This window comes from Nocardioides sp. NBC_00163 (assembly GCF_045206295.1).
Lineage (GTDB): Bacteria > Actinomycetota > Actinomycetes > Propionibacteriales > Nocardioidaceae > Nocardioides.
The window spans coordinates 3,660,328-3,684,227 of the sequence record NZ_CP108155.1 but is presented as its reverse complement, the minus strand read 5'-3'; the positions used below and the strand labels follow the sequence as shown (position 1 = coordinate 3,684,227).

At 69.5% G+C, this 23,900-nt stretch carries 27 protein-coding genes and 3 tRNA genes; 12 read left to right on the top strand and 18 right to left on the bottom strand.

What is annotated here, in order from left to right:
* The first annotated feature begins 40 nt into the window (after window positions 1–40).
* Window positions 41–1,198, top strand: a complete 1,158-nt coding sequence (locus tag OG801_RS17740; RefSeq protein ID WP_406030156.1) for a glycosyltransferase family 4 protein — start codon at window positions 41–43, stop codon at window positions 1,196–1,198.
* 90 nt (window positions 1,199–1,288) lie between these two features.
* On the opposite strand, the gene nusG is transcribed toward OG801_RS17740, so the two are convergent.
* The 3 genes from nusG to OG801_RS17725 form a co-directional block, all read right to left on the bottom strand.
* The gene (gene nusG / locus OG801_RS17735; protein ID WP_355019346.1) at window positions 1,289–2,095 is read right to left on the bottom strand and encodes a transcription termination/antitermination protein NusG; all 807 of its coding nucleotides are present in this window, start codon (window positions 2,093–2,095) and stop codon (window positions 1,289–1,291) included.
* A 62-nt stretch (window positions 2,096–2,157) separates the two neighbouring features.
* Entirely contained in the window at window positions 2,158–2,433 is a 276-nt protein-coding gene (gene secE / locus OG801_RS17730) for a preprotein translocase subunit SecE (protein ID WP_160025598.1), read from the bottom strand.
* 16 nt (window positions 2,434–2,449) lie between these two features.
* A tRNA-Trp gene (locus OG801_RS17725) sits at window positions 2,450–2,522 on the bottom strand.
* A gap of 143 nt (window positions 2,523–2,665) precedes the next feature.
* On the opposite strand from OG801_RS17725, the gene OG801_RS17720 reads away from it, so the two are divergent.
* Genes OG801_RS17720 through rlmC form a run of 5 tightly spaced genes read left to right on the top strand, consistent with a single transcriptional unit; the run spans window position 2,666 to window position 7,232 of the window.
* Entirely contained in the window at window positions 2,666–3,949 is a 1,284-nt protein-coding gene (locus tag OG801_RS17720; protein WP_355019347.1) for an aminotransferase class I/II-fold pyridoxal phosphate-dependent enzyme, read from the top strand.
* Window positions 3,946–5,007 carry an adenosine deaminase gene (locus OG801_RS17715; protein ID WP_406030153.1) on the top strand — a complete coding sequence of 354 codons (1,062 nt, stop codon included), beginning with the start codon at window positions 3,946–3,948 and terminating at the stop codon, window positions 5,005–5,007. The genes OG801_RS17720 and OG801_RS17715 overlap by 4 nt, the downstream gene beginning before the upstream one ends.
* 15 nt (window positions 5,008–5,022) lie before the next feature.
* A complete protein-coding gene (locus tag OG801_RS17710; protein ID WP_406030151.1) occupies window positions 5,023–5,712 on the top strand; it encodes a DUF4190 domain-containing protein in 690 nt (229 codons plus the stop codon).
* The gene (locus OG801_RS17705) at window positions 5,712–6,116 is read left to right on the top strand and encodes a DUF4190 domain-containing protein (protein ID WP_406030150.1); all 405 of its coding nucleotides are present in this window, start codon (window positions 5,712–5,714) and stop codon (window positions 6,114–6,116) included. Before OG801_RS17710 ends, OG801_RS17705 begins: the two co-directional genes overlap by 1 nt.
* A 3-nt stretch (window positions 6,117–6,119) precedes the next feature.
* Window positions 6,120–7,232: a 23S rRNA (uracil(747)-C(5))-methyltransferase RlmC gene (gene rlmC / locus OG801_RS17700; RefSeq protein WP_406030148.1), complete on the top strand. Its 1,113-nt coding sequence runs from the start codon at window positions 6,120–6,122 to the stop codon at window positions 7,230–7,232.
* On the opposite strand, the gene OG801_RS17695 is transcribed toward rlmC, so the two are convergent.
* Window positions 7,229–7,588, bottom strand: coding sequence for a DUF6223 family protein (locus tag OG801_RS17695; protein ID WP_406030146.1), 360 nt, complete (start codon window positions 7,586–7,588; stop codon window positions 7,229–7,231). The genes rlmC and OG801_RS17695 overlap by 4 nt on opposite strands.
* A 171-nt stretch (window positions 7,589–7,759) precedes the next feature.
* Here OG801_RS17695 and OG801_RS17690 point away from each other — a divergent pair, with 171 nt between their 5' ends.
* Window positions 7,760–8,869, top strand: coding sequence for a sensor histidine kinase (locus OG801_RS17690; protein WP_406030144.1), 1,110 nt, complete (start codon window positions 7,760–7,762; stop codon window positions 8,867–8,869).
* Window positions 8,866–9,537, top strand: coding sequence for a response regulator (locus OG801_RS17685; protein WP_406030143.1), 672 nt, complete (start codon window positions 8,866–8,868; stop codon window positions 9,535–9,537). The genes OG801_RS17690 and OG801_RS17685 overlap by 4 nt, the downstream gene beginning before the upstream one ends.
* Here OG801_RS17685 and OG801_RS17680 read toward each other — a convergent pair.
* From OG801_RS17680 to OG801_RS17630, 11 genes are all read right to left on the bottom strand, one after another.
* The gene (locus tag OG801_RS17680) at window positions 9,515–10,531 is read right to left on the bottom strand and encodes a UDP-N-acetylmuramate dehydrogenase (protein WP_406030140.1); all 1,017 of its coding nucleotides are present in this window, start codon (window positions 10,529–10,531) and stop codon (window positions 9,515–9,517) included. The genes OG801_RS17685 and OG801_RS17680 overlap by 23 nt on opposite strands.
* Window positions 10,524–10,922, bottom strand: coding sequence for a MaoC/PaaZ C-terminal domain-containing protein (locus OG801_RS17675; RefSeq protein ID WP_406030138.1), 399 nt, complete (start codon window positions 10,920–10,922; stop codon window positions 10,524–10,526). The genes OG801_RS17680 and OG801_RS17675 overlap by 8 nt, the downstream gene beginning before the upstream one ends.
* A complete protein-coding gene (locus tag OG801_RS17670) occupies window positions 10,922–11,329 on the bottom strand; it encodes a MaoC family dehydratase N-terminal domain-containing protein (RefSeq protein ID WP_406030137.1) in 408 nt (135 codons plus the stop codon). The genes OG801_RS17675 and OG801_RS17670 overlap by 1 nt, the downstream gene beginning before the upstream one ends.
* 166 nt (window positions 11,330–11,495) lie before the next feature.
* Window positions 11,496–11,666, bottom strand: coding sequence for a 50S ribosomal protein L33 (gene rpmG, locus OG801_RS17665; protein WP_355019358.1), 171 nt, complete (start codon window positions 11,664–11,666; stop codon window positions 11,496–11,498).
* A gap of 46 nt (window positions 11,667–11,712) precedes the next feature.
* Window positions 11,713–11,786: transfer RNA gene (locus OG801_RS17660), tRNA-Met, on the bottom strand.
* A 67-nt stretch (window positions 11,787–11,853) separates the two neighbouring features.
* Window positions 11,854–11,926: transfer RNA gene (locus OG801_RS17655), tRNA-Thr, on the bottom strand.
* Between the two features lie 74 nt (window positions 11,927–12,000).
* Complete coding sequence (locus tag OG801_RS17650; RefSeq protein WP_406030135.1) at window positions 12,001–13,431, bottom strand: amidase; 1,431 nt, start codon at window positions 13,429–13,431, stop codon at window positions 12,001–12,003.
* A 27-nt stretch (window positions 13,432–13,458) separates the two neighbouring features.
* Window positions 13,459–14,136 (bottom strand): LrgB family protein, encoded by a 678-nt coding sequence (locus OG801_RS17645; protein WP_406030133.1) that lies wholly within the window; start codon window positions 14,134–14,136, stop codon window positions 13,459–13,461.
* The gene (locus tag OG801_RS17640) at window positions 14,133–14,522 is read right to left on the bottom strand and encodes a CidA/LrgA family protein (protein WP_355019361.1); all 390 of its coding nucleotides are present in this window, start codon (window positions 14,520–14,522) and stop codon (window positions 14,133–14,135) included. The genes OG801_RS17645 and OG801_RS17640 overlap by 4 nt, the downstream gene beginning before the upstream one ends.
* A complete protein-coding gene (locus tag OG801_RS17635) occupies window positions 14,519–15,457 on the bottom strand; it encodes an ROK family protein (RefSeq protein ID WP_406030131.1) in 939 nt (312 codons plus the stop codon). The genes OG801_RS17640 and OG801_RS17635 overlap by 4 nt, the downstream gene beginning before the upstream one ends.
* 43 nt (window positions 15,458–15,500) lie before the next feature.
* Window positions 15,501–16,532, bottom strand: coding sequence for a pirin family protein (locus OG801_RS17630; protein ID WP_406030129.1), 1,032 nt, complete (start codon window positions 16,530–16,532; stop codon window positions 15,501–15,503).
* A gap of 71 nt (window positions 16,533–16,603) precedes the next feature.
* On the opposite strand from OG801_RS17630, the gene OG801_RS17625 reads away from it, so the two are divergent.
* Together OG801_RS17625 and OG801_RS17620 are read left to right on the top strand one after the other, a co-directional pair.
* Window positions 16,604–17,788, top strand: coding sequence for a glycosyltransferase (locus tag OG801_RS17625; protein ID WP_406030127.1), 1,185 nt, complete (start codon window positions 16,604–16,606; stop codon window positions 17,786–17,788).
* 95 nt (window positions 17,789–17,883) lie between these two features.
* Window positions 17,884–18,102: a hypothetical protein gene (locus OG801_RS17620; protein ID WP_355019364.1), complete on the top strand. Its 219-nt coding sequence runs from the start codon at window positions 17,884–17,886 to the stop codon at window positions 18,100–18,102.
* Here the strand turns inward: OG801_RS17620 and OG801_RS17615 are convergent.
* A complete protein-coding gene (locus tag OG801_RS17615; protein WP_406030125.1) occupies window positions 18,099–18,986 on the bottom strand; it encodes a DMT family transporter in 888 nt (295 codons plus the stop codon). The genes OG801_RS17620 and OG801_RS17615 overlap by 4 nt on opposite strands.
* A gap of 80 nt (window positions 18,987–19,066) precedes the next feature.
* Complete coding sequence (locus OG801_RS17610; RefSeq protein ID WP_406030123.1) at window positions 19,067–20,815, bottom strand: hypothetical protein; 1,749 nt, start codon at window positions 20,813–20,815, stop codon at window positions 19,067–19,069.
* A gap of 270 nt (window positions 20,816–21,085) precedes the next feature.
* Between OG801_RS17610 and OG801_RS17605 the strand changes: the two genes are divergently transcribed.
* Window positions 21,086–21,622 (top strand): type III effector, encoded by a 537-nt coding sequence (locus tag OG801_RS17605; protein WP_406030122.1) that lies wholly within the window; start codon window positions 21,086–21,088, stop codon window positions 21,620–21,622.
* Between the two features lie 334 nt (window positions 21,623–21,956).
* Complete coding sequence (locus OG801_RS17600; RefSeq protein ID WP_406030120.1) at window positions 21,957–22,520, top strand: type III effector; 564 nt, start codon at window positions 21,957–21,959, stop codon at window positions 22,518–22,520.
* Window positions 22,521–22,657: 137 nt separating this feature from the next.
* Here OG801_RS17600 and OG801_RS17595 read toward each other — a convergent pair whose 3' ends face one another.
* Window positions 22,658–23,824 (bottom strand): Fic family protein, encoded by a 1,167-nt coding sequence (locus OG801_RS17595; protein WP_406030118.1) that lies wholly within the window; start codon window positions 23,822–23,824, stop codon window positions 22,658–22,660.
* Window positions 23,825–23,900 lie beyond the last annotated feature (76 nt).

Here is a 23,900-nt window from a genome sequence, read left to right as displayed (position 1 = left end):
ACGGCAGCGGTGTCGGCAGCAACCCGCAGACAGTGGGCAGATGGCTTCGTATCTCGACAATCGTCCGAAGACAGTCGGAAACATCTACTTCGTCTGGAACCCGCACCAGCCGCTGCCGGCAGGAACCGGGGGCACCGAGAACTACACGATCGGCCATGTCCGCGAGCTCAATCGCCGCGGCATCAACGCCCACGTCGTCACCATCGGTGTCGGGATGACGGACGGACGCGACGAGTTCGCGGACATCCCCTTCCTCTCGATGGCGAGCGTCGCGGACGTCGGCGAGCTGGACGGGGTGGTGATCTTCGTCGCCGAGTTCCCCGTCGTGGTGACCAGGCGACCGGCGTACCAGATGCTGCATGTGCCACCACCGGGAGACGCCGTCGACCGGACCCGCATCGCGGCCACCATGCAGGACCGGTCGCTGATCGCGACCAGCCGGTTCTCCGCGCAGTTGTGGGCCGAGTTCCTCGACGTCGACATCGACACCATCAGCATCGTCTACCCCTACGCCGAGGCGTGCTTCAGCACCGAGGTCCGCCCGCCGGCCGACGAGGCCGGGATTCGCATCCTCTACGCGGGCCGGCTGAGCCCGGAGAAGGGGATCTACACGTTGCTGGCGATGCTCGACCTGGACCCGGTCGGCCAGGAGCGGGCCTTCACCTGCACGGCCACGACCGCCGGCTCCGACAAGCCGCAGGGCCGCAACATCGAGCGGGTCCTCGAAGCGCATCCCAGCGTTCGGCTCGTGCCCCGGCGGACCACCTCGCGCGCGATGGCCACGTTGATGGCCCAGCACGACATCATCGTCATGCCCTCCAACAGCCAGTACTGGCACGAGACCTTCGGCATCGTCTCGATCGAGGCCCAGCACTCCGGCTGTCGCGTCGTCGCCTCTGACGACGGCGGTCTCCCCGAGACCGACTGTGGCTCGATCACCCTGGTCGCTCCCGACGACCCCGCTGCGCTGGCGCGAGGCGTCCGCGCCGCCGCCGCCCAGGGCGAGGTCAACGAGCTCGTCAGGATCAACGCTGCCGCTCGGTTCACCGTCGACAACTCGGTCGACGGCCTCATCGACGTGCTGCTGCTGCCGTCACCTCTCACGCCTGCCGCCGTCGTACGGGACCTGGAGACTCTCGTCCTGATGCCGGCTGCCGACGATCCGCAGGAGCTCTCGGCCTTGCAGACGCCTGCCTGACCTTCGCTCAGCTGCAAAACGCATCAGGCTCCTTGCTCGCGGGTGCGGGCAAGGAGCCTGATTGCTACGGGAAAGTGGGTCTCGACCCGCTCAGACCTTTTCAATCTGGTTGAACGAGAGCTCGACCGGGGTCTCGCGGCCGAAGATCTCGACGAGCGCCTTGACGCGCTGGGACTCGGCGTTGAGCTCGGTGATGGTCGCGTGAAGCGTGGCGAAGGGGCCGTCGACGACGGTGACCGAGTCGCCCTCGGCGAAGTCGACGACCTCGACGGGCTTCTTGGCGGTGCCGGTGGAGCCGGAGGTGGCGGTCGCAGCGTCACCGGCGGCGGCAGCCTCGGCCTCGGCCTGGGCGACGACGGCGGGGGCGAGCATGTTCTCGACCTCGGTCATCGACAGCGGGACCGGCTGGTGGCTGTGGCCGACGAAGCCGGTGACCGACGGGGTGTGGCGTACGGCGGCCCAGGACTCGTCGGTGAGGTCCATCCGGACCAGCACGTAACCCGGGAGAACGGTGCGCTTGACCATCTTGCGCTGGCCGTTCTTGATCTCCGGGACCTCCTCGGTGGGGACCACGATCTCGTGGATGTAGTCCTCCATGTTGAGGGAGACGATGCGGTTCTCCAGGTTGGACTTCACCCGGTTCTCCATGCCGGAGTAGGTGTGGATCACGAACCAGTCGCCCGGCTTCGCCCACAGCTCACGGCGGAACGCCTCGAGCGGGTCGTCCTCAGCGGCCTCGGGGGTCTCGCCCTCGACGATCTCGTCGAAGGAGTCCTCGGACTCGACAGCGTCAGCGGACTCGTCGGCCTCGTCGAGCTCAGCCTCTGCAGGCACGTCGGAGGCGGCCTCGGCCGTCTCGAGGACCTCGGTCTCCTCGGTGTAGTCCTGCTCAGACACGTCCTGCTCCAAACCGTTGATTGTGTGTATCGGGTGTGTTCCGCGGGCCGGGGCCCACGCGATCACGCGTCGCGGCCGCCGAACACCCAGAACATCAACTTGCCGAACCCGAGGTCAAGGCCCGCGACGATCGCCATCATGACCAGGACGAAGACCAGAACCACGATGAAGTACGTCGTGAGCTGCTGCTGCGTCGGCCAGACGACCTTGCGGAGCTCGGCCACGACCTGGCGGTAGAACGTCGGGAGACTGGTGCGCTTCTCCGTCTTCTTGTCGTTCGGAGTCGGGACTGCCTTGCTGTCCGTCACGCCGCCACCTTCTCTCGAAAACGTTTCCATCGCTGGTCCGGCTTTGCAGGGCACGAGGGACTTGAACCCCCAACCTTCGGTTTTGGAGACCGATGCTCTGCCAGTTGAGCTAGTGCCCTACGGAGGTCTGCATCAGACGCGCGGTTGAGGGCGCGGCTAACCATGTGGGAAGACCACCAACGGTGAGTCTACGCACTGGGCAATTGGCCCTCCAAAACGAGGGGGTCAAAACCGGGGTGCACCGACCCATAGGATGGCTGACATGACCTCAGATCCCCGTCCCCTCGCCGAGCTCTCGCGCGAGGAACTCGAAGCGTTCGCAACGGAGCAGCGCACGGCGTACGACAACTTGGTGGCCAAGGGCCTGAAGCTGGACCTGACCCGGGGGAAGCCCTCCGCGGACCAGCTCAACCTCTCCGACGGCCTGCTCCATCTCCCCAAGACGACGACCGCCCCGGACGGCACCGACACGCGCAACTACGGCGGCCTGGCGGGCGGCATCGAGATCCGCGAGATCTACGCCGAGCTGCTCGGCCTGGACACCGACCAGCTCATCGCCGGCGGCAACTCGAGCCTCACGATGATGCGCGACACGCTGATGTACCTGTGGCTTCACGGTGGCGTCGACAGCGAGCGGCCGTGGGGCCAGGAGGAGACGGTCAAGTTCGTCTGCCCGGTGCCGGGTTACGACCGCCACTTCACGCTCCTGGAGTGGTTCGGGATCGAGATGGTGACCGTGCCGATGCACGCCGACGGACCCGATGCCGACGCCGTCGCCGCGCTGGTCAAGGACGACCCCACGATCAAGGGCATGTGGCTGGTCCCGACCTACGGCAACCCGACCGGCGACACCACCTCGCAGGAGATCGCCGAGCGGCTCACCTCGATGCCGACCGCGGCCCCCGACTTCAAGATCTTCTGGGACAACGCCTACGCGCTGCACCACCTGACCCCGGCCGAGACCAAGACCGCCGACGTCGTCTCGCTGGCCAACGCGGCCGGCAACCCCCACCGTCCGCTGGTCTTCGCCTCGACCTCCAAGGTCACCTACGCCGGCGCCGGCGTCGGCTTCTTCGGCGGCTCGAAGGAGAACGTCGCCTGGTGGCTGGACCACCTCAGCCACGGCGCGATCGGCCCCGACAAGGTCAACCACCTGCGGCACGCGGAGTTCTTCGGCTCCGCCACCGGCGTACGCGAGCACATGGCCAAGCACCGCGAACTGCTCGCGCCACGGTTCGCCGCCGTCGAGGACGCGCTCACCGACCAGCTCGGCGCGCTCGGCGTGGCGACCTGGACCAAGCCCGCCGGCGGCTACTTCGTCAGCCTCGACGTCCTCCCAGGCACCGCGACCCGGGTGATCGAGCTGGCCAAGGGTGCCGGCGTCGCACTGACCCCGGCCGGTTCGGCGTTCCCCGGCAAGGTCGACCCGGAGGACACCAACATCCGGCTGGCCCCGTCCTTCCCGCCGTTGGAGCAGGTCAGCGGCGCCATGGAGGTCGTCACGGTGTGCGTGAAGCTGGCCGCTGCGGAGAAGCTGCTCGCGTGACTTCTGTTTCTGTCGAGGCCCGACGCGACCTACGTACGCTGCCGAAGGCGCATCTGCACCTGCACTTCACGGGTGCGATGCGCCACGAGACCCTGCTCGAGCTGGCCACCCGCGACGGGATCCGGCTGCCCGAGCAGCTGGTCGCGGACTGGCCGCCGACGCTGAGCGCGGCCGACGAGAAGGGCTGGTTCAGGTTCCAGCGTCTCTACGACGTCGCGCGCTCGGTGCTGCGCACCGAGGCGGACATCCGGCGGCTGGTCATGGAGGTCGCCGAGGACGACGTACGCGACGGCGGCAGGTGGCTCGAGATCCAGGTCGACCCGTCGGGCTATGCGGCGAAGTTCGGCGGGATCACGTCCTTCACCGACCTGGTGCTCTCGGCCGTCGGCGACGCGGAGCGGGCGACCGGGCTCGGGATCGCGGTGATCATCGCCTCCAACCGCACCCGGCACCCGATGGACGCGCGCACGCTGGCGCGCCTGGCCGCGCAGTACGTCGACCACGGCGTGGTCGGCTTCGGGCTCTCCAACGACGAGCGGCGCGGGCGGACCGAGGAGTTCGACCACGCCTTCCAGATCGCCGAGCGGGCCGGTCTGCGGCTGATGCCGCACGGCGGCGAGCTGCGCGGTCCCGAGCACATCCGCACCGTGCTGCGGTCGCTGCACGCGACCCGGTTGGGTCACGGCGTACGCGCTGCCGAGGATCCGGCGCTGCTCGACGAGATCGTGCGCGCGGGCGTCGCGCTGGAGGTCTGCCCGACCTCCAACGTGTCGCTCGGCGTCTACTCCGACCTGACGTCGGTGCCGCTGCCGCAGTTGCTCGACGCGGGTGCGACGGTGGCTCTGGGAGCCGATGACCCGCTGCTGTTCGGGTCCCGGCTGGCGGCGCAGTACGCCACCATGCGGGCCGCTCACGAGCTCACCGACGAGACCCTCGCCGACCTGGCACGGATGTCGATCACCGCCTCGACCGCGCCCGAGTCCACCAAGAAGGGTCTGCTCGTCGAGATCGACGACTGGCTCAACACGCCCTCGCAATCCACGGATCCGGCAAGTTAAGACAGAATGTCGGCCATGACGAACCCGTCCGACGATCAGCCCGATCCCAACAAGCCGGCCGACGCCTCCACCCCGCCTCCGCCGACCCCGTCCGAGCCGACTCCCGCCGAGCCGACCCAGGCCGACGAGACCCAGGTGGCGACTCCGCCTGCGTCGACGCCGCCTGCGCCGACCCAGCCGATGTACGGCCAGACCTACGGTGAGCAGCCCTCGAACCCCTACGGCGGCGCGACCTTCGACCAGAAGCCGCCGGTCCCGCCGGCCCCGACCCCTGGCTACGGGACGCCTCCGCCGGCTTACGGTGGTCAGCCGAACTACGGTGGTCAGCCGGGCTACGGCCAGGCGCCCTACGGTGCTCCGGCTGCGTACGCCGGTCCGGTCGGCACCCCGGACTCGGGGGCGACCACGGCGATGGTCCTCGGGATCGTCGGGCTCGTGGGGTCGTTCCTCTGTGGTCTCCCCATCGTCCTCTCGCCGTTCGCCCTGTTCATGGGTCTCTCCGCCAAGAAGCGGATCGACGCGTCGGCCGGTGCTCTGACCGGCCGCGGAAACGCGCAGGCGGGCTTCATCCTCGGCATCATCGGCACCGTCCTGTTGGTCCTGAGCATCCTGCTGATCGCCGTCGTCATCATCATCGGCGTCAGCGGCGGGTTCGACGACCCGGGCTACGACAGCGGCTACGAGACCTACGACAGCGAGTTCTGATGACGGACACGCCACCGCCCGGCTACCAGCCCGCACCGGCGCCGTACGGCTTCCCGCAGCCCCCTCCGCATCCCGAGGCCAACACGGCGATGGTCCTCGGGATCGTCGGGCTGTGCCTGTCGGTCATGTGCGGCGGGATCGGCGTCTTCGTCGCACCCTTCGGATGGGTCAAGGGCAAGCGGGTGATGGCCGAGATCGACGCCAACCCGGCTGCCTACAGCGGGCGCGGCAACGCTCAGGCCGGTTTCATCACCGGCCTCATCGGGACGATCTTCGGGGCGCTCTACATGCTCTTCTGGATCGCCTACATCATCTTCATCATCGTGATGATCGTCGTCGCCTCCAACGAGACCGACAGCACGACGTTCGACAGCATCAACGCGATGCTGAGCAGCCGAATCTGACGGATGGACTGCGGCTACTTCACCTCCGGCGCCTGCCGCTCCTGCCGCTGGCTGGAGATGGCGTACGCAGACCAGCTCGCGCAGAAACAGCGGCGGGTCGCCGAGGCTCTCGGTGACGTACGTTGGGAGGAACCGGTCTCCAGCCCGGAGGCCGGTTTCCGCAACAAGGCGAAGATGGTCGTCGCCGGCTCGGTGGAGGCGCCGACGCTGGGGATCCTGTCGCACGACGGTCTCGGGGTGGACCTGCTCGCGTGCGGGCTGCACACCCCGGGGCTGCAGGCCGCATTGCCGGTCCTGTCCCGGTTCGTCACGACCGCGCGGCTGACTCCCTACTCCGTGCCGGAGCGGCGCGGCGAGCTCAAGCACGTGATCGTCACCGAGGCGCCCGGCGGCGAGCTGATGGTGCGCTGGGTGCTGCGGTCCACCGAGGCGCTGGCCCGGCTGCGCAAGCACCTTCCGGCTCTGCTGGACGACCTCCCGATCGGCGTCGCCTCGGTGAACATCCAACCGGAGCACAAGGCCGTCATCGAGGGGCCTGAGGAGATCTTCCTGACCGCCCGCGAGGCGCTCACGATGGAGGTCAACGGGATCGGTCTGCGGCTGCGTCCCCACTCGTTCTTCCAGACCAACACCGATGTCGCGGCCGCGCTCTACCGCCATGCCCGCGACCTGGTCTCCTCGGCGGCGCCGACCTCTGTCTGGGACCTCTACTGCGGCGTCGGCGGCTTCGGGCTGCACGTCGCCGCTCCCGGGCGCGAGGTGCTCGGTGTGGAGTCCAGCGAGCAGGCCATCGAAGCCGCCGCCTCGACCGCCGCGGAGCTGGGGCTGCCGGGCACCGGCTGGGTGGCCGGGGATGCCGCTGCGTACGCCCTCTCGGCCGGCTCCGCGCCCGACCTGGTCATCGTCAACCCTCCGCGGCGCGGGATCGGCTCATCGCTCGCCGGGTGGCTGGAGGAGTCGGGGGTCGAGCACGTCGTCTACTCCTCGTGCAACGTCGACACCCTCGCCCGCGACCTGCGCGACATGCCCTCGTTGCGACCGGTGTCGGCGCGACTGCTCGACATGTTCCCGAACACCGATCACCACGAGGTCCTTCTCCTCCTCGAGCGGGGCTAGACGGCTTCGCGAGCCCGCCTGAGCGCGAGAGCGCCGAGGACGAGGCCGGCGAGGCCGAGGACGATCGCCATGCCGCCGCCCACCACGCCGTTGCCGGTGCCGGGTCCGCCGTCGGCCACGAACAGGTTGACGACGCCGACGACGAGGGCGATCGTGCCGCAGCCGAGCGCCACGACGGCGCCGTTGCGGCCATGGTTGCCGACGCCGCGTACGGCACGGGCCAGCGCCACCGCGCCGGCGACCGCTCCCGCCAGGCCGATGAAGGCGGCGAGCGTCGCCCACAGCCGGGCGGTGGTCAGTGTGTAGGCGCCGACGTCAGGGTCGGCGGCGCTGATGAGTACGTCGTTCAGGGACATGGAGGGCTCCTTCGTCGAGTTCGATCGGATGACTCGATCGTCGCGTCGACGCACGCCGGAGTCGTCCTGCCTCCGTGGACTCTTCGGGGCCGTCGCTACTGCGTACGTGGTAGCCGGATCTCCTGCGTCAGAGGGACTCCCGGGCGGCGGGCGCGGGCATATCCTGCTCGCATGGCCAGGCAGCGGATCACGGTCGGAGACTGGGTCATCGCCGCTGGTGTGGCCGTGGCCCAGCTGGCGGCTGCGCTGAGCGGCGGCCAGCCCGGCTCCGGCAACGAGCTTCTCGGTTACGCCGCGCTGGTCGCGAGCGGTCTGGTCCTGGTGTTCCGCCGTCGGGCGCCGGTCGCCGTGCTGGTCGCCAGCGGCGCGTGCGGGCTGGCCTTCCAGGCACTCGGGTTCGACGTCGCGGTGATCGCGTTCCTGGTCGCGGTCTACGCAGCCGTGCGGGAGGGGCACCGGCTGGTCACGGTGCTGGCCGCGGTGGTGATGCAGAGCGGGCTGTTCCTGGTGGCGTACGCCTCCGTGGGTGACCTCGGCGCCGCCTCCGAGCAGGCGCGCGGGGCCCTGGAGATCGCCTGGCTGATCGCGGCGGGCGCCGCCGGCGAGGCCCTCCGGCAGGCCGAGCGGCGTGCCGACGAGGCCGAGCGCACCCGGGAGGCCGCGGCACAGCGCCGGGCCGACGACGAGCGCCTGCACATCGCCCGCGAGCTGCACGACTCCCTCACGCACCAGATCTCGGTGATCAAGGTCCAGTCCGAGGCCGCGGTCCACGTCGCCCAGCGGCGTGGCGAGGAGGTCCCCGAGTCGCTGCTGGCGATCCGGGAGGCCGGGCGCGAGGCTGCCCGCGAGCTGCGGGCCACTCTGACGGCGCTGCGCGACGACGATCCGAACCCGCCGCGGGGGCTCGAGGACGTACGCGACCTGGTGGGATCCGCCGGGTCCACCGGGTTGGACGTCACGCTGACCGTCGACGGGCAGCCCGGCACGGTGCCGGTCGCGGTGGGCCGGACGGCCTACCGGATCGTCCAGGAGGCGTTGACCAACGTGACTCGCCACGCCGCGGCCACCACCGCGTCGGTCCACATCGACCACCGGCCCGACTCGCTCGGGATCCGGGTCGAGGACAACGGCACCGGTGCCTCGGCGACGACCGTGCCCGGCATCGGGCTGCTCGGGATGCGAGAGCGGGTCTCCGCCCTCGGAGGTCAGCTGCGGGCGCAGCCTCGCGAGGAGGGCGGTTTCATGGTCGAGGCACGGCTGCCGGTGGAGCGTACGTCGTGATCCGGGTGCTCCTGGTCGACGACCAGCCACTCATCCGCAGCGGTTTCCGGGCCCTCCTCGACATCGAGGACGACATCGAGGTGGTCGCCGAGGCCGCCGACGGCATCGAGGCAGTGGCGCTCGCCCGCGAGCACCTGCCCGACGTGGCAATGGTCGACATCCAGATGCCCGTGGCCGACGGTCTCGAGGCCACCCGGCGGATCGCCGCCGACCCGGCGCTCGCTGACGTGCACGTCGTGATCCTGACCAACTACGGCATGGACGAGTACGTCCTCGAAGCACTGCGCGCCGGCGCTGCCGGTTTCCTCGTCAAGGACGTCCAGCCGGCGGACTTCGTGCACGCGGTGCGCGTCGCCGCACGTGGCGACGCCCTGCTCGCGCCGTCGGTCACCCGCGCGCTGATCGACCACTACGTCAGCCAGCCTTCCCCTGCCGACGCTCCCCTCGGGCTCGCCGAGCTCACCAACCGGGAGCGCGAGGCGGTCACCCTGGTCGCCCGCGGCATGACCAACGACCAGGTCGCCGAGGCGATGGTGATCAGCGTGCTGACCGCCAAGACCCACATCAACCGGGCGATGACCAAGCTGCACGCGCGCGACCGCGCGCAGCTCGTGGTGGTCGCCTACGAGTCCGGGTTGGTCGCTCCTAGAGCTCCACGCCGAGCATGACGGGCTCGTTGACGAGCACGATCCCGTACGCCGCCTCGACCCCGTCGCGCACCTCTCTCGCCAAGGCGAGCAGATCCTCGGTCGTGCCCTGACCGCGGTTGGTGAGGGCGAGGGTGTGCTTCGTGGAGAGGGACACCCTCTGGTTGCCGTGGCCCTTCTTGAAGCCGGCGTGGTCGATGAGCCAGGCGGCGGAGGTCTTCACCGTGCCGTCGGGCTGGGGGTACGCCGGAGCGCCCTCGGGCACGTCCTCGGGGGCGACCACGGGGTTGGTGAAGAACGAGCCCGCCGACCAGGTGTCGTTGTCGGCCTCGTCGATGACCATGCCCTTGCTGCGGCGCAGGGACAGCACGGCCTCGCGGATCTGCTTGGACGGCACCCGGGTGCCCTGCTCGACGCCGAGGGCCCCGGCGAGCTGGGCGTACGCGATCGGGGAGCCGGTCTCGCCGTCGGTGCCGAGCCGGAAGGTGACCTCGACGACCACGTATCGGCCGGGTCGTGCCTTGAAACGCGACCAGCGGTAGCCGAACGCGCACTCCCCGGCGGTGAAGCTCCGCACCTCGCGAAGCTCACGGTCGAAGACCTTGACCGAGGTGATGGTCTGGGAGACGTCCTGGCCGTACGCACCGACGTTCTGGATCGGGGTCGCGCCCACCCTGCCGGGGATGCCGGAGAGCGCCTCGACGCCGCTCCAGCCCTTGTCGACGGCGGTCGTCACGAAGTCGTCCCAGGTCTCGCCGGCAGCCACAGTGACGCGTACGCCACCCTCGACCGGCTCCGCCGCGACGCCAGTGGTCGCCAGCTTGATGACGGTGCCCGGGAAGCCGGCGTCGGCGACCACGAGGTTGCTGCCGCCGCCGAGGACGAGCACGTCCTTCCCGGCAGCGTCGGCCGCGGTCACGGCCTCGATGATCTCCGCCTCGGTGGTCGCGGTGACGAACTCCGCCGCCGGGCCGCCGAGATGGAAGGTGGTGTAGCCGGAGAGCTTTTCAGACACGTACGGAGACCTTCGGCATGCCGAGGACCTTCTGGTCGCCGGAGAGGACGGTCAGGGCGATCGTCGCCAGACCGTCCTCGACCGACTTCACGGTGCCGCTGATCGTCACCGAGGTGCCCTCGTCGTCATCGGGCACGACGACCGGGTTGGTGAACTTGGCGCCGAAGTCGACGACCTCGGCACCGTCGGTCCACTCCGAGACCGCTCGGGCGACCAGCGCCATGGTGAACATGCCGTGGGCGATCACGCCGGGGAGGCCGACGGCGGTGGCGATCCGGTCGGACCAGTGGATCGGGTTGAAGTCGCCGCTCGCGCCCGCGTAGCGCACCAGCGACGCCCGGGTGACGGGGTAGGTCTTCGAGGCCAGCTCGGCGCCTGCTTCGAGTGCCATCACGCGACCTCCGCCGCTCGGTGGACCAGGGTGGCCGAGGTGGTGCAGACGACCGCCCCGGATTCGTCGGTGATCTCCGAGACCGTTCCGATGATGTCGTTGCCGCCGATCTGCCGCAGCGAGGCGACGCTCAGGGTCGCGACCAGCACGTCCCCCGGTGCGATCGGCCGGGCGTACGAGAACTTCTGCTCGCCGTGCACGATCCGCGACAGCTCGACCTGGACGTCCTCCAGGAAGGCGTTCATCGCGTCGAAGGCGAGCACGATCGGGAACGTCGCCGGAACCGGGTCCCCGCTCTCCCAGCCCACACCGGTGGCGGCAGCGAACTCCCGCACCTTCTCATCGGTGACCCGATAGGGCCTGGTCGGAGGAAACGCGCGCCCTACGAGCGACCCATCAACTGCCATGCGGGCAACTCTAGTGGCCAGCCGAGAAGTCACCCACGTCGGCCGAAGCGTCACCTCGGTCACGTCTCGGCAAATGACGAACGCCCCGCCTCCCGGCCATCTGGAATTCAGTGGCGGGGGCGGGGCGTTCGGAGCGCCGATCAGCGTGGCGCTCTACTGAGAGGATTCAGCGGGTCTCGCGGTGCGGGGTGTGCTTGCGGCAACGCGGGCAGTACTTGTTGAGCTCGATACGGTCGGGGTCGTTCCGACGGTTCTTCTTCGAGATGTAGTTCCGCTCCTTGCACTCGGTGCAAGCGAGGGTGATCTTCGGGCGAACGTCGCTGCTCTTGCTGGCCACAGGAGTTTCCTTACGGTGCTGATCGAGGTGGTGCGGTCTTTGGCGGTAGCGGGGGCGGGGATCGAACCCGCGACCTCACGATTATGAGTCGTGCGCTCTAACCGCCTGAGCTACCCCGCCTCAACAGGAATCAGGCCCGCAGTATTCCTACTGCGGGACCTCAACCCAAGAATCCTAATGGACTCAGAGCCCCTTTACGGAATCGAACCGTAGACCTTCTCCTTACCATGGAGACGCTCTGCCGACTGAGCTAAAGGGGCGTTGCGTGAGAGAACATTACGGTAGGGGCGCCACGCTCAACAAATCGACACGGCCCTTCCCTTCACCGACCGCATCATCGCAGGTCAGCGGGGCCCTCGGCACCTCGATCGGGGTCCCAGATGCGAGCGAAACCCATCGCTTCCTCGAGCTCGTAGGACAGCTCGAGCAGCATTCGCTCGCGTCCCGGCGCCGCCCCGAACATCATCCCCTGAGGCAGCCCGGCGAGGGTCTGCTGAATCGGCAGCGACACCGCAGGCCCACCGGTGACGTTCTGCCACGGCGTGAACGCCACCCAGTCCATCAGCCCCTTCATGACCAGCTCGTAGACCTGGCCCGGCGCCAGCCGCCCGATCTCCGGGGTCTCGTGCGCGACCGTGGGCGTCAGGACGACGTCGTACGCCGCGTGGAACCCCTCCGCGATCGCCTGCGCCTTACGCAGCCGGACGATGGCGGCCGGGACGTACTTGGCGTTCTTGAGCGTGTGCTGTGCGAGGCCGACCGTGAGGTTGTCGAGCCGGCTGCGGTCCCAGGTCTTGCCGCGGAGCGGGCCGGCGTTGACCAGGGCGACCGCGAGGGTCCCCCAGTAGAGGACGAAGTCGTCGGCGAAGGTCTCGGGCACCGGCGGCGGCACCGTCTCGACGGTGTGCCCGAGCTCCTCCAGCACGGCCGCCGTCTTCAGCGTCAGCTCGGCGACCTCGGGACTGGCGTCGCGCCCGAGCGCACCGGTGAAGATGGCACAGCGCAGCCGCTTCGACCCGGGGCCGGTGACGTCCCCGATCGGCGGCAGCGAGGTGTGGTGCGCCTTCTCGGCCTCCCGGAAGAAGGCGGCGGTGTCGCGCACCGAGCGGGTCAGCACGCCGTCGGTGACGATCTTGAGCGGCAGCAGACCGTAGAGCGGGTCCTGGGGCAGCCGGTCGCGGGTCGGCTTGAGCCCGACCAACCCGCACGCAGCCGCCGGTATCCGGATCGAGCCGCCGCCGTCGTTGCCGTGGGCGATCGGTACGGCCCCGGCGGCCACCAGTGCACCCGAACCGGCCGACGAAGCGCCCGCAACGCGGCCGGTGTCCCACGGGTTGCGCACCGCGCCGAGACGCGCGTGCTCGGCCGTGCCCGAGAACCCGAACTCCGAGAGCTGGGTCTTCCCCAGCGACAGCAACCCGAGCTTGAAGAGCAGCTTGGTCATCTCGCCGTTGCGTGAGGCCGGCGGCATGACGTACGAATCCGTGCCGTTCCTGGTGGGCACGCCGGCGACGTCGGTGTTGTCCTTGATCAGGGTGGGGACGCCGGCGAAGAAGCCGGCCCGGGGAGCGCGCGCCTGGATCCGGGCCCGGTCGAAGGTGCGGTAGGCCATCGCTCCGAGCGCGGCATCGACCGCCTCGATCCGGGCGATGGACGCCTCGACCGCCTCGAGAGTGCTGAAGTCACCGCGCCGCAGAGCCTCGGCGACCCCGACCGCGTCGAGAGTGCCGAGTACGTCGTCGGTGAAGGCATGCACACGGGCCATGAGACCAACGGTAGGCCGCAGGGAGCCTCAGAGGAGGAAGTACGCCACCAGCGGAACCAGGAGACATGTCACAACCGCGGTGAGTCCCATCGCCAGTCCGGAGAAGGCGCCCTCGACCCGGCTCTCCTCCAGCATCCGGGCGGTGCCGATGCCGTGGGAGACCGCCCCGACGGCGATGCCGCGGGCACGCGGGTCGCGGATGCGGAGCAGGGTCAGGACCCGCGGTGCGACCATCGCGGCGAAGGTGCCGATCACGATCGCGAAGCACGCCGACAGCTCCGGGTAGCCGCCCAGCCGCTCGGCCAGCGCGATCGTCACCGGAGCCGTGACGGCCTTCGTGGCCATCGTCCGCTCCAGCACGTCCCCGCCACCGAGCCAGCGCACCAGCAGGATGCCGCTGACCATCGACACGACCGCGCCGGCGGTCAGCGCGACCAGGACGGGCACCACCATCCCCTTCAGCCGCGCGACCTGGTGGTAGAGCGGGATCGCCAGCGCGACCGTCGCCGGGCCGAGCAGGAAGCTGATCAGCGTGGTGGCGTCGGCGTAGTCGTCGTAGGACGTGCCGCTGACGGCCAGCAGGGTGCCGACGATCACGATCGCCACCGCCACCGGCTGGGCCAGCGGCGAATGGGTCCGCTTGCGAAGCCACCGCCCGAACTCGTACGCCGCCACCGTCACGAAGAGCCACAGGATGACGCTCACTCGATCTCCTCCCCCGGCGCGCCTTCGGTGCCGGCGACCTCGGGCACGCGGCGCAGGAACAGGCTGAGCACCCAGCCGACGGTGACCAGCCCGAGGAACCAGGAGCCGAGCAGCGCGACGACGATCGGCACCGCCGCGTCGCGGATGACCGCGAGGTAGGCGATCACGCCGACTCCGGCCGGGATGAAGAAGAGCTGCAGGTGGGAGAGGAAGTAGTCGCCGACCTGGATGACCGGGTCGTCCTCGCCGTCACGGCGCCGCAGGACGAGGACGACGAAGAGCAGCAGCATCCCCACGACGGGGCCGGGCAGCGGGATCCCGGTCAGCTCGACGATCGCGGTTCCGGCCAGCTGGCATCCGAGCAGCCAGAGCAGGCCGACGATCACTGCGGGTCGGAGAGGGACTCGATCGCCATCGCGGCGCAGCCCACCAGGCCCGAGGAGTCGCCGTGGAGCTGAGCCATGAAGGTGAGCTCGCGGGTGGCGATCGGGTTGGAGCGGGCGTAGACGCTCTCGCGCACCCCAGCGGTGTAGAGGTCGAAGGCACCGGCCATGTCGCCGCCGATGACGACGACCTCCGGGTTGAGCAGGTTGACGGCGATGGCCACGACTTCGCCGAGCTGTCGTCCGCCCTCGCGCAGCAGCCCGCGCGCGACGGCGTCACCGGCGAGCGCGGCGGCCACCAGGTCGCGTACGTGGCCAGCGGGGACCCCGGAGTCCGTCAGCCGTTGGGCGAGCGCCCAGCCGGACGCGACGGTCTCCAGGCAGCCGGTCGAGCCACAACGGCAGGGCCGGTCTCCGGCCGCGTCGATGCGGGTGTGGCCGATCTCGCCGGCCGCCCCGAGTGCGCCGGTGACGACCTTGCCGTCGACGATGATGCCCATGCCGAGACCGGTCGAGGCCTTGACGACCAGGGCGTTGCGTACGGGATGGTCGGAGTTGAAGAGCTCCGACCGAGCCAGCGCGTGGGCGTCGTGGGCGAGGATCAGCGGCGCGTCGGTCAGCGCGGTGAAGTAGGGGGCCAGCTGGACGCCGTCCCAGCCGCCCATCGCCGGGGTGTCGATGCTCATCCCGAGATCGGGGTTGACCACGCCGGGCAGACTCATCCCGATCGCCAGCACCGGCAGGTCGATCGAGGTCACCATCTTGGTCATCCGCTCGACGACCTCGGGCATCAGCACCTCGGCGGAGATGCCGACCTCGTGGTCACGGGTGTCGCCGGCCAGCTCGCGCCCGGCGAGGTCGAAGACCGCCGCCTGGCTACGGCTGCGGCCCACCGCCACGGCCAGCACGACCCCTGGGTCTGAGGATTCGTCACTCACGACTGCAGTCTAAGCACGAACTGAGCACGAGCACTGACGCGACCTAAGACCGCGAGCGAAGCCGCGCATTGGGAAGCGGGGGTGCCGGGATCGGCCGCTGGTGGTTGCCCTCGACCACACCGAAACGGCCCTCGGCCAGGTCCTGGGAGTCCTCGACCACCTCGCCGCCACCGCGGGTGACCTGGCCCTGCCACTCCTCGCGGAAGCCGACGACCTCCTCGTGGGTGCGCCCGACGAAGTTCCACCACATGATGATCGACTCGCCGAACGGCGTACCGCCGAGGAGGAGCAACCGGGTCCACGCCTCCCCGGCCTGCAGGATCAGCGTGGTGGCGCCCGGAGGGGCGTAGGCGAGCGAGTCCTTCTCCACCTCGGCCGAAGCCGGGCCGGACGCGCCCAGGCCGGTCATCGACACCTCGCCGGTGTCCACGAGTACGCCGTGCTCGAACCGCTCGTCCACCGGGATCTCGAGCCGGGTGCCGGGCTCGAGCAGGATCTCGGCGCCGAGGATCTCGGAGTGGGTCCGCACCGGCGAGGTGACGCCGAGGAGCGACCCCATGAAGACCCGTACGGTCGCCCCGTCGCGCTCGATCGGCGTGGGCGCATGGTTCTGGAACCCCGGCTCGACGTCGCGGAACTCGTCCGGCAGCGCGACCCACAGCTGCGCTCCGTGCAGGACGGTGGTCTCGGCGGTGGAGTTCTCCGAGTGGGATATCCCTCGCCCGGCGGTCATCAGGTTGACCTCGCCCGGGCGCACCATCGCGACCGTGCCGACCGAGTCGCGGTGCTCGATCTCCCCGGTGAACAGCCAGGAGACCGTCGCCAGCCCGGTGTGCGGGTGCGGCGGCACCTCCATCCCGCCGGAGACGACGACGTCGTCGGGACCGTAGTGGTCCAGGAAGCACCACGCGCCGATCAGCGAGCGCGAGCGGGCGGGCAGGGTGCGGCGTACGTTCATCGCTCGTGGACCGCCCAGCGGGACGTCACGCGGAGTGATGATCTGGATCTCGACGCCTTCGTCCCCGTTTCCACCGACACACTCGACGGGGATGGGGTGCGCGTCCAGGTTGGTCATATCTTCAACGATATCTCGTACGTTGCCTCGCCATGCCGACGTCACATCGAGGTCGCCGCAGGGCTACCTCGATGCCACACGATGTGGCCGTGCTCATCGCTCAGCTCGCGAACTTCGTCGGCCCCACCTCCGGCGGCATGAAGACGGCTCTGGAGGCCCTCGCCCGTGGCTATCTCGAAGCGGGCCACGACCGACTTCTGGTCGTCCCCGGTCCGTACGACTCGGTCACCTCGACCGACCTCGGCGAGGTGGTGCAGCTGAGAGCGCCTCGCGTGGGCGGCGGCTACCGGCTGATCATCGAGCCGTGGCGGGTGACCGACGTGCTGACCCGCTTCAACCCGACGAGCCTCGAGGTCAGCGACAAGTTCACGATGCTGCCCGTCTCCCGCTGGGCCCGGCGCCAGGGCATCGGGACGGTGCTCTTCTCCCACGAGCGGCTCGACGAGTACATGCCCACCTACACCGGCATGGACACCACCTCGAAGGTCTCCACCGCGCTGCTCAACCGGATGCTGGTGCGCTCCTTCGACCAGGTGCTGGTGACCTCCGACTACGCCCGGCACGAGTTCGAGCCGCTGGCCGCGACCGTCGGCTGCCCGATCGCGCAGGTGCCGCTGGGCGTCGACCTCGACTTCTTCCAGCCCTCGCTCGGGCACCGCGACGACACTCTGAGGCTCGTCCACGTCGGCCGCCTCTCCCGCGAGAAGTCCCCCGACCTCGCCGTCGCCACCGCCGTCGAGCTGCATCGGCGAGGGTTCGACGTACGCATGGACGTCTACGGCGACGGGCCGCACCGTGCCGAGATCGAAGCTCTCGCCGCCGGAGCGCCGGTCATCTTCCACGGGCACGTCTCCGACCGCCACCGGATCGCCCGGGCGCTCGCCGAGGCCGACGTGGCCCTCTCCGTCTGCCCGCGCGAGACCTTCGGACTGGCCGTCCTGGAAGCCCTCGCCAGCGGTACGCCGGTGGTGACCGCAGACCGCGGCGGCGCCCGGGAGCTCATCGACCCCAGGTGCGGAGCCTGGGCGTCCGCCCATCCGGCGGCGCTTGCCGACGCGGTCATCGACGTCGCCGAGCGGCCGGTGGTGGCGACCCGGCACGCGGCACGCGAGCGGGCCGAGCAGTTCCCCTGGTCGCGCACGATCGAGGACATGCTGGAGCTTCACGAGAGCCTCACGCAGGAGACCGCGCCGACATATCTCCTCGCCCGCTCGCGGCAGCGACAGGCCGCCCGGCGGGCTCGGCGCTATGCGTGAACGGAGCGGGTTCGTCAGGGTGTCGGAGCGCAATTTCTGTTGGGACACCGTTACCCTGCTGTGACCATTCCCTGCAATGACCACGTGAGGCGCACATGAGTGAGTTGACGACGAAACAGCGCACGCACTTCGCCGACTCCTTCGGGCCGGTGTGTCGGGCGTACGGAGAAGAACCGCTGACCTCCTACGACTATCGAGACGTCACCTGTGGTGAATGCCGGCATGCCGCGCCCTACATCAGCGCGCTGCCCGAGCACCTCAAGCCCAGGTCGACCAGGCGCCGCTCGTGGCCGCGATCGATGCAGGACCGCTAGGAGACCCGGATCTCGGTTCGCTCGTCCTGCACCGGGGTCCATCTGCTCGCCGACCGTGACCGGGCGAGCCCGACGATCCCGGTGACCAGCAGCGCGCCGGCGCTCACCGCGACCCACAGCGTGGGGGCCGAGGCGCCGAAGGCGACCACCGCGGCGACGTACGAGACGGTGGGGTTGGTGATCGTCATCGCCGCCATCGCCCAGGGCAGCGGACCGGCGGCGAGGGCCGCCTGGGTGAGCACGATCCCGAGGCCGCAGGTGCACAGCAGCCCGTAGAACGCCGGCAGCGTGAACAGCCCGAGGAATCCGTCGGCGGCGGCCCGGTCGGCGGTGATCTTCAACAGCACCGAGGTGGTGGCGAACGAGCAGCCGGCCGCGACCGCGGTGGTCGCCGCCGCGACCGGCGGCGGGAACCGGTGCGCCGCCAGCAGGAGTACGCAGATCACGACCGCCACACACCCGGCGAAGAGCGCGACGCGGCCGACGTCGGCATAGGTGCCGCCGCGATGGTCGTCGGTGACCAGCAGGATCACGCCGCCACAGATCGCGGCCCCGCTGAGCCAGTCGGAGACCGTCGGCCAGTGGCGGGCGGCGATCGAGGCGAAGACGAGCGCGAAGAGCAGCTGCGTGGGCATCACCGACTGCACGACGGAGACCGACCCCAGGTGGAGTGCGACCGCCTGCACCCCGAAGCCGATCGCGTTGATCATCGCGCCGATGACCCACAGCGGATTGCGCACCAGCGCCAGCATCAGCTGCTCGACGCCGGCCATTCCGCCGCTGCGGCCGGGCGCGAGCGCGCTCGCGCGCTGCTGGACCGCGGCGGAGAGCGAGAACAGGACGCATGCGCCGATGGCCAGGCTCACGGCCGCAGCATGATCCATGCTTCGACGCTAGGCCCCGCGAGAAAAGCCCAGCCGCCGCGCGCGCGAGCATCGTGCGATCAGCGGATGAACCCTGAGGGTCAGATCTTCACCTTCGCGCCCAGGATCTCGCCGTACTCGACCCCGAGGACCGAAGCCTCGCCGTCCTTCGGCACCAGCACCGCGACCGTCACCGCGGTCCGGATGGACAGGTTCTTGCCGGCCTGGCTGCGGAACTCGTCGAAGGGCGGGTTCCACTCCCACTCGGTGCCCTGGCCACCGACGATGCTGTCGACGGTGAACTCCAGCATCGCGAACACGCCCTCGCGCGTCTGCACCATCCGGGGTCCGGTCTCATCGAATGGCTCCACGGTCGTCTTGACCGTGTCCACACCCATCTCCGCGACGTACGCGTCCATTTCGCGCCGCGGTGCCTTGAGCTTCTTGAGCCCGGCGAGACCTTCGACCCTCTTGGGCTTGCCGAGGTATGCGTCGATCTCGTCGGCGACGTCCTGGACCCGCTTCGCATCGGCGGCGGAGACCGGCGCGGCGCCCTCGACCTCGGTGGGGATGGCGCTCGCCTTGACCTTGACCTCGCCACGGTGCTTCCAGGGCGAGAGGGCGTCCTGCTGCTCGTAGACCGCCAGCGGAGACCTCCGGTCGCCGCCGTTGATCTCCACGATGGCCCACATCGGATACTCGCCGAGCTGCGCCGACCAGACCCGGCCCGCATCCACATTGAAGGTGCGCGAGCGCTGCTTGTAGCCAGTGGCCTCGGCCGCGACCGTCGCGGCCTGGAACACGGCGAGCATGGGACCAGTGGCGGCCTGGTCCCATGCCTCGACCTTCCACTTCCCACGCCCGTTGGCCCTGATCGCCTCGTTGCTGCGCGCGTTCCAGTCCCGCATCACAACGCCGACGTCGTCGCTCCGCAGCGAGACCTTGCTCGGCTGCTCGAGCTCGACGGACGCGGGCATCGAGCATCCAGTCAGCGAGAACGCCACGACGCCGATCCCGGCCGCTACGCCTAAGCGGCGGTAGAGCCCGCCGGCCGGCGGACGCGGCATGGCCAGGCGAGTCGGCGCCGGCCCCGTCGGCCCCGTCGGCCCCGTCGGCCCCGTCAGGACAGGACGGGCCGGCTGGGTCGGGTAGCCCGGCTGGGCGGGGTGGGGCGGCTGGGCGTACGAAACCGGTGGCCGGGGCGGCTGCCACTGGTGCCGGCGTTCACGCTTCCCGGTCACCAGCAGGACGACCGCGCCGATCAGCAGAAGGGCGCCGAAGCCCGCAATGCCCAGCGCGACCAGGAAGATCCCATCGAGCCGATAGCCGAAGGCGACCTTGATCGGCGCACCGTCCCGGCTCGCGGCCAGGAACGAGACCGGCTCCCCAGTGAGCGTCACGTTCAGCTCCTGGGCGCCGGAGCCCGAGACCGTCTCGTCCCACCACGGCGCCTCGGAGGCATCCGGCACGTTCTCCCCCGAGCCGGCCGCACCGCTGACCCTGGTCAGCGGAGTCTTGGCGATCTCGACGGCCTTGGTGCCCTTGACGACGTCGAGCACGTCGACCGGGTTGCCGACACCGACGTACGCCTCCCCCATCGCCTCCACGCGCACGGTGACCGGTAGCCGGTCGAAGGCGAACGCCTCCGGCGTGGAGTACGCCGCGCCCTGCTGGATCGGGGTCTCCTTGCCCATCACGACGTCGTCGGGTCCGGCCGCGACGGCCAGGCCCGCTCCGACGAGAAGGAGTGGTGCGCCGAGCAGGCCGATGAGCACCGACAGGAGGACCCTGCCGCCCTTCCTCGGCCGACTGGAATCAGCGATCACGGGTGCGTACGTTGCCGAGCTCATCGATGCCTTCTAGGTGGGGGTCCCGAGAAGAGGACGCGGCAATCTAGCGCGCTCGACGAATTCCAGGAATCCAATAACCCGACCGGGCATGGTATTACCCGGCGGTATGGAACGTTTACGTCCACTTGGTAATTACGAAGCCGTGTCGGACAGAACATCGCACGGTGAGCATCCCTAGCGTCATGAACCGCACGCGGACGTGTCGAAACGAGTGTTATCAGCTCGGCGGCCGCGATGCGATCGATTCGAATTGACGATGAAAGGTATGAAATGAGCAAGAAGACAGGGCTGCTCCGCCGCGCCGCGGCCATCGCCGCCTTCTCGGGTGTCGCCGTCGCACTGACCACCGGCACCGCCGTCGCCGCGCCGGCGCCGGCCACCGCCAGCGTCTCCTCCTCCGACCTCTCGCCCTCCTCGCAGAAGGCGTGGGAGGACTTCATCCTCGGCGGCTCCTACGTCGCCGGCGGTGCTGCCCAGATGGTCAGCGGCGCCTGGGTCGGCGCCCCGGGCCTGATCCTCGCCGGCGCCACCGGCTCCCCGATCACCCCGGAGCAGCTGGCTGCCTGGGAGAACTGGGACGAGGGTGGCCACAAGATCGGTGAGGGTGCCGCCATGATGGTCGCGGGCGCCTACGTCGGCGCCCCCGGCATCATCCTCGACCAGATCGCGGGCGGGGCGACCCCGAGCGACCTGTCGCCGAGCGAGCTCGAGCAGGTCACGTTCCTCATCCCGCAGGACAGCCCGGCACTCGACGGTGTTCCCACCGAGCAGATCCCGAACCCGATGGCTCCCTTCGGGTCCTTCTGAGCGTCGACATGACGACCGCCGACCGACCGTAGCTCCCACCACGATCCGATCGGCGCCGTCCCCAGATGGCCCCGGCCGTGCCTTCGCGCACGACCGGGCCATCTGCGCATTTACGCACGTTCAAACAAGAACGTTGCAGATTGGCGAAAATTACGTCATTACATTTCATTTGTCATTAGTTGACATGAAAACAGCCGTGTCGACTTGCTGCGATGGTCGTTGATTCTCCTAGCATCACTTCCCGGATGCGAACGTATCGATGCATCTGTTATCGATCCGGGGGTCGCGTCCGTGCGTGATGTTTCAATTCGAATTGATCGATGAAAGGTACGAAATGAACAAGAAGACAGGGCTGCTCCGCCGCGTCGCGGCCGTCGCCGCCTTCTCGGGTGTCGCAGTCGCACTGACCACGGGTACCGCCACCGCAGCCGACGGCACCCACCACAACCGCACCGAGGCCGAGTGCATCGCGGAGAACTCCTCCGGTGCCTCGGACCTCTCGCCCTCGAGCCAGAAGGCCTGGGCCGGCTTCATCTGCGGCGCCGGTCAGGCGACCGGCGGCGCGGCCCGCATGGTCTCCGGCGCCTGGGTCGGCGCTCCGGGCCTCATCCTGATGGGCGCCACCGGCGGCGAGCTGAGCCCGGCGCAGAAGAAGGCCTGGGTGAACTGGGACGGTGGCTCGCACCAGGTCGGCAACGGTGCCGCCATGGTCGTCTCCGGCGCCTACGTCGGTGCCCCCGGCATCGTGATGGACAAGATCATGGGCGGCGCCCTGCCGTCCGAGCTGTCCGACAGCGAGATGGACCAGGTTTCGTTCCTGCTCCCGATGGAGAACCCGGCTCTCGACGGCCTCCCCGTCGACCAGGTCCCGAACCCGCTGGCGCTCGGCACCTTCTGAGAAACATGACGATGGCCGAGTGATCAACCCCCTACCGACTGCTCGGCTACGTCACACAGGTGGCCCTGGGCGTGCACACGTGCACAGCCGGGGCCACCTGCACGTTTTCCGCTGTGTCCAGGCATGTTCAGGAGTGTTCAGTCGTACGCCAGCGGCTCCTCGATCACGTCCATCACCGCTCTGGCGATCCAGTAGTGCCGGCCGCCGCGGCCCGACCGGCCGGCGGCCTCGATCCACCCACGCCGCTCGGCGTCCTGGATCAGGTTGCGGGCACCCTGGTTGGTCAGGCCGGTCGCGTCCTGGACGCGCTTGACGGTCAGGTAGGGGTTGGCGAACAGCAGCGTGACCAGCCCGGACAGGTTGGCGCGCGAGGTGGCGGCCTCATCGAGATAGCTCTCCCGGAGCGCGACCAGGCGCTCGGATCTGGTGGTGGCGTCCTCGGCCGAACGTCGCACCGCGGTGAGGAAGAACTGCAGCCACTCCTGCATCTCACCGCGCTCCCGGACGCTCTGCAGCCGCTGGTAGTAGGTCTGGCGGTTGGCCTCGATGTAGCCCGAGAGATAGAGCAGCGGGGTGGTCATCCGCCCCTCCTCCATCAGCATCAGGTTGATCAGCAGCCGCCCGATGCGCCCGTTGCCGTCGAGGAACGGGTGGATCGTCTCGAACTGGTAGTGCATCAGCGCGCACCGCACCAGCGTCGGACTGAGATCGGGGACGTTGACGTACGCCTCCCAGTCGGCGATCAGCTCGGGCAGGTCGGGAGGGAGGGGTGGGACGTACGCGGCGGTGGTGGGGTTGTCGGTCGGCGACCCGACCCAGACCGGGCTCCGCCGGAACTCGCCGGGGTGGCGCTCGTGACCCCGGACGCCGGTGAGGAGGGTCTTGTGCAGCTCGAGGACGAGCCGCTGGCTGAGCGGCCAGCTCCTGATGAGCTCGAATCCCTGACGGGTCGCGGCAAGGTAGGCCTTGACCTCGGCGACGTCCTCGCTCCTGGTCGCCTGACCGCTGACCTCGTCCTGGAGGACCTCCTCGAGGGAGGTCTGGGTGCCCTCGATCCGGGAGGAGGCGACCGCCTCCTGGGTCAGGTAGGGCCCGATCAACAGCTCGGGGTCCTGGATCAGCGCGCTCACTCCTTGGAGGCGCCCCAGCGCGGCGTCGGCATCCGAGAGCGCCTTCACGGTGAGCGGCTGTAACGGCAGGTCACGCGGGATGTGGGCGGGTCGGTAGTACCAGTAGGCCCACTTGTTCCCCGGCTCGCGCGTCGCCCTGCCGAACTGCGGAGCGTCGTACCTCTCCGGATCCATGACGGGTCAACTTACCACTCAGGGGTGGTTTGAGTTGGAAGTTGATGAGAACTTCCAAGTGGAGCTTGGGAGTTCC

Excerpts from the sequence above, each read along its gene's own strand:
- OG801_RS17620 (WP_355019364.1), top strand. The coding sequence starts at position 17,884 with ATGAGTGAGTTGACGACGAAACAGCGCACGCACTTCGCCGACTCCTTC.
- OG801_RS17675 (WP_406030138.1), bottom strand. The coding sequence starts at position 10,922 with ATGGCACTCGAAGCAGGCGCCGAGCTGGCCTCGAAGACCTACCCCGTC.
- OG801_RS17610 (WP_406030123.1), bottom strand. The coding sequence starts at position 20,815 with ATGAGCTCGGCAACGTACGCACCCGTGATCGCTGATTCCAGTCGGCCG.
- OG801_RS17705 (WP_406030150.1), top strand. The coding sequence starts at position 5,712 with ATGACGGACACGCCACCGCCCGGCTACCAGCCCGCACCGGCGCCGTAC.
- OG801_RS17600 (WP_406030120.1), top strand. The coding sequence starts at position 21,957 with ATGAACAAGAAGACAGGGCTGCTCCGCCGCGTCGCGGCCGTCGCCGCC.
- OG801_RS17605 (WP_406030122.1), top strand. The coding sequence starts at position 21,086 with ATGAGCAAGAAGACAGGGCTGCTCCGCCGCGCCGCGGCCATCGCCGCC.
- OG801_RS17740 (WP_406030156.1), top strand. The coding sequence starts at position 41 with ATGGCTTCGTATCTCGACAATCGTCCGAAGACAGTCGGAAACATCTAC.
- OG801_RS17720 (WP_355019347.1), top strand. The coding sequence starts at position 2,666 with ATGACCTCAGATCCCCGTCCCCTCGCCGAGCTCTCGCGCGAGGAACTC.
- OG801_RS17670 (WP_406030137.1), bottom strand. The coding sequence starts at position 11,329 with ATGGCAGTTGATGGGTCGCTCGTAGGGCGCGCGTTTCCTCCGACCAGG.
- OG801_RS17630 (WP_406030129.1), bottom strand. The coding sequence starts at position 16,532 with ATGACCAACCTGGACGCGCACCCCATCCCCGTCGAGTGTGTCGGTGGA.
- OG801_RS17695 (WP_406030146.1), bottom strand. The coding sequence starts at position 7,588 with ATGTCCCTGAACGACGTACTCATCAGCGCCGCCGACCCTGACGTCGGC.
- OG801_RS17650 (WP_406030135.1), bottom strand. The coding sequence starts at position 13,431 with ATGGCCCGTGTGCATGCCTTCACCGACGACGTACTCGGCACTCTCGAC.
- OG801_RS17625 (WP_406030127.1), top strand. The coding sequence starts at position 16,604 with ATGCCACACGATGTGGCCGTGCTCATCGCTCAGCTCGCGAACTTCGTC.
- rlmC (WP_406030148.1), top strand. The coding sequence starts at position 6,120 with ATGGACTGCGGCTACTTCACCTCCGGCGCCTGCCGCTCCTGCCGCTGG.
- secE (WP_160025598.1), bottom strand. The coding sequence starts at position 2,433 with ATGGAAACGTTTTCGAGAGAAGGTGGCGGCGTGACGGACAGCAAGGCA.
- OG801_RS17710 (WP_406030151.1), top strand. The coding sequence starts at position 5,023 with ATGACGAACCCGTCCGACGATCAGCCCGATCCCAACAAGCCGGCCGAC.
- OG801_RS17595 (WP_406030118.1), bottom strand. The coding sequence starts at position 23,824 with ATGGATCCGGAGAGGTACGACGCTCCGCAGTTCGGCAGGGCGACGCGC.
- OG801_RS17615 (WP_406030125.1), bottom strand. The coding sequence starts at position 18,986 with ATGGATCATGCTGCGGCCGTGAGCCTGGCCATCGGCGCATGCGTCCTG.
- OG801_RS17690 (WP_406030144.1), top strand. The coding sequence starts at position 7,760 with ATGGCCAGGCAGCGGATCACGGTCGGAGACTGGGTCATCGCCGCTGGT.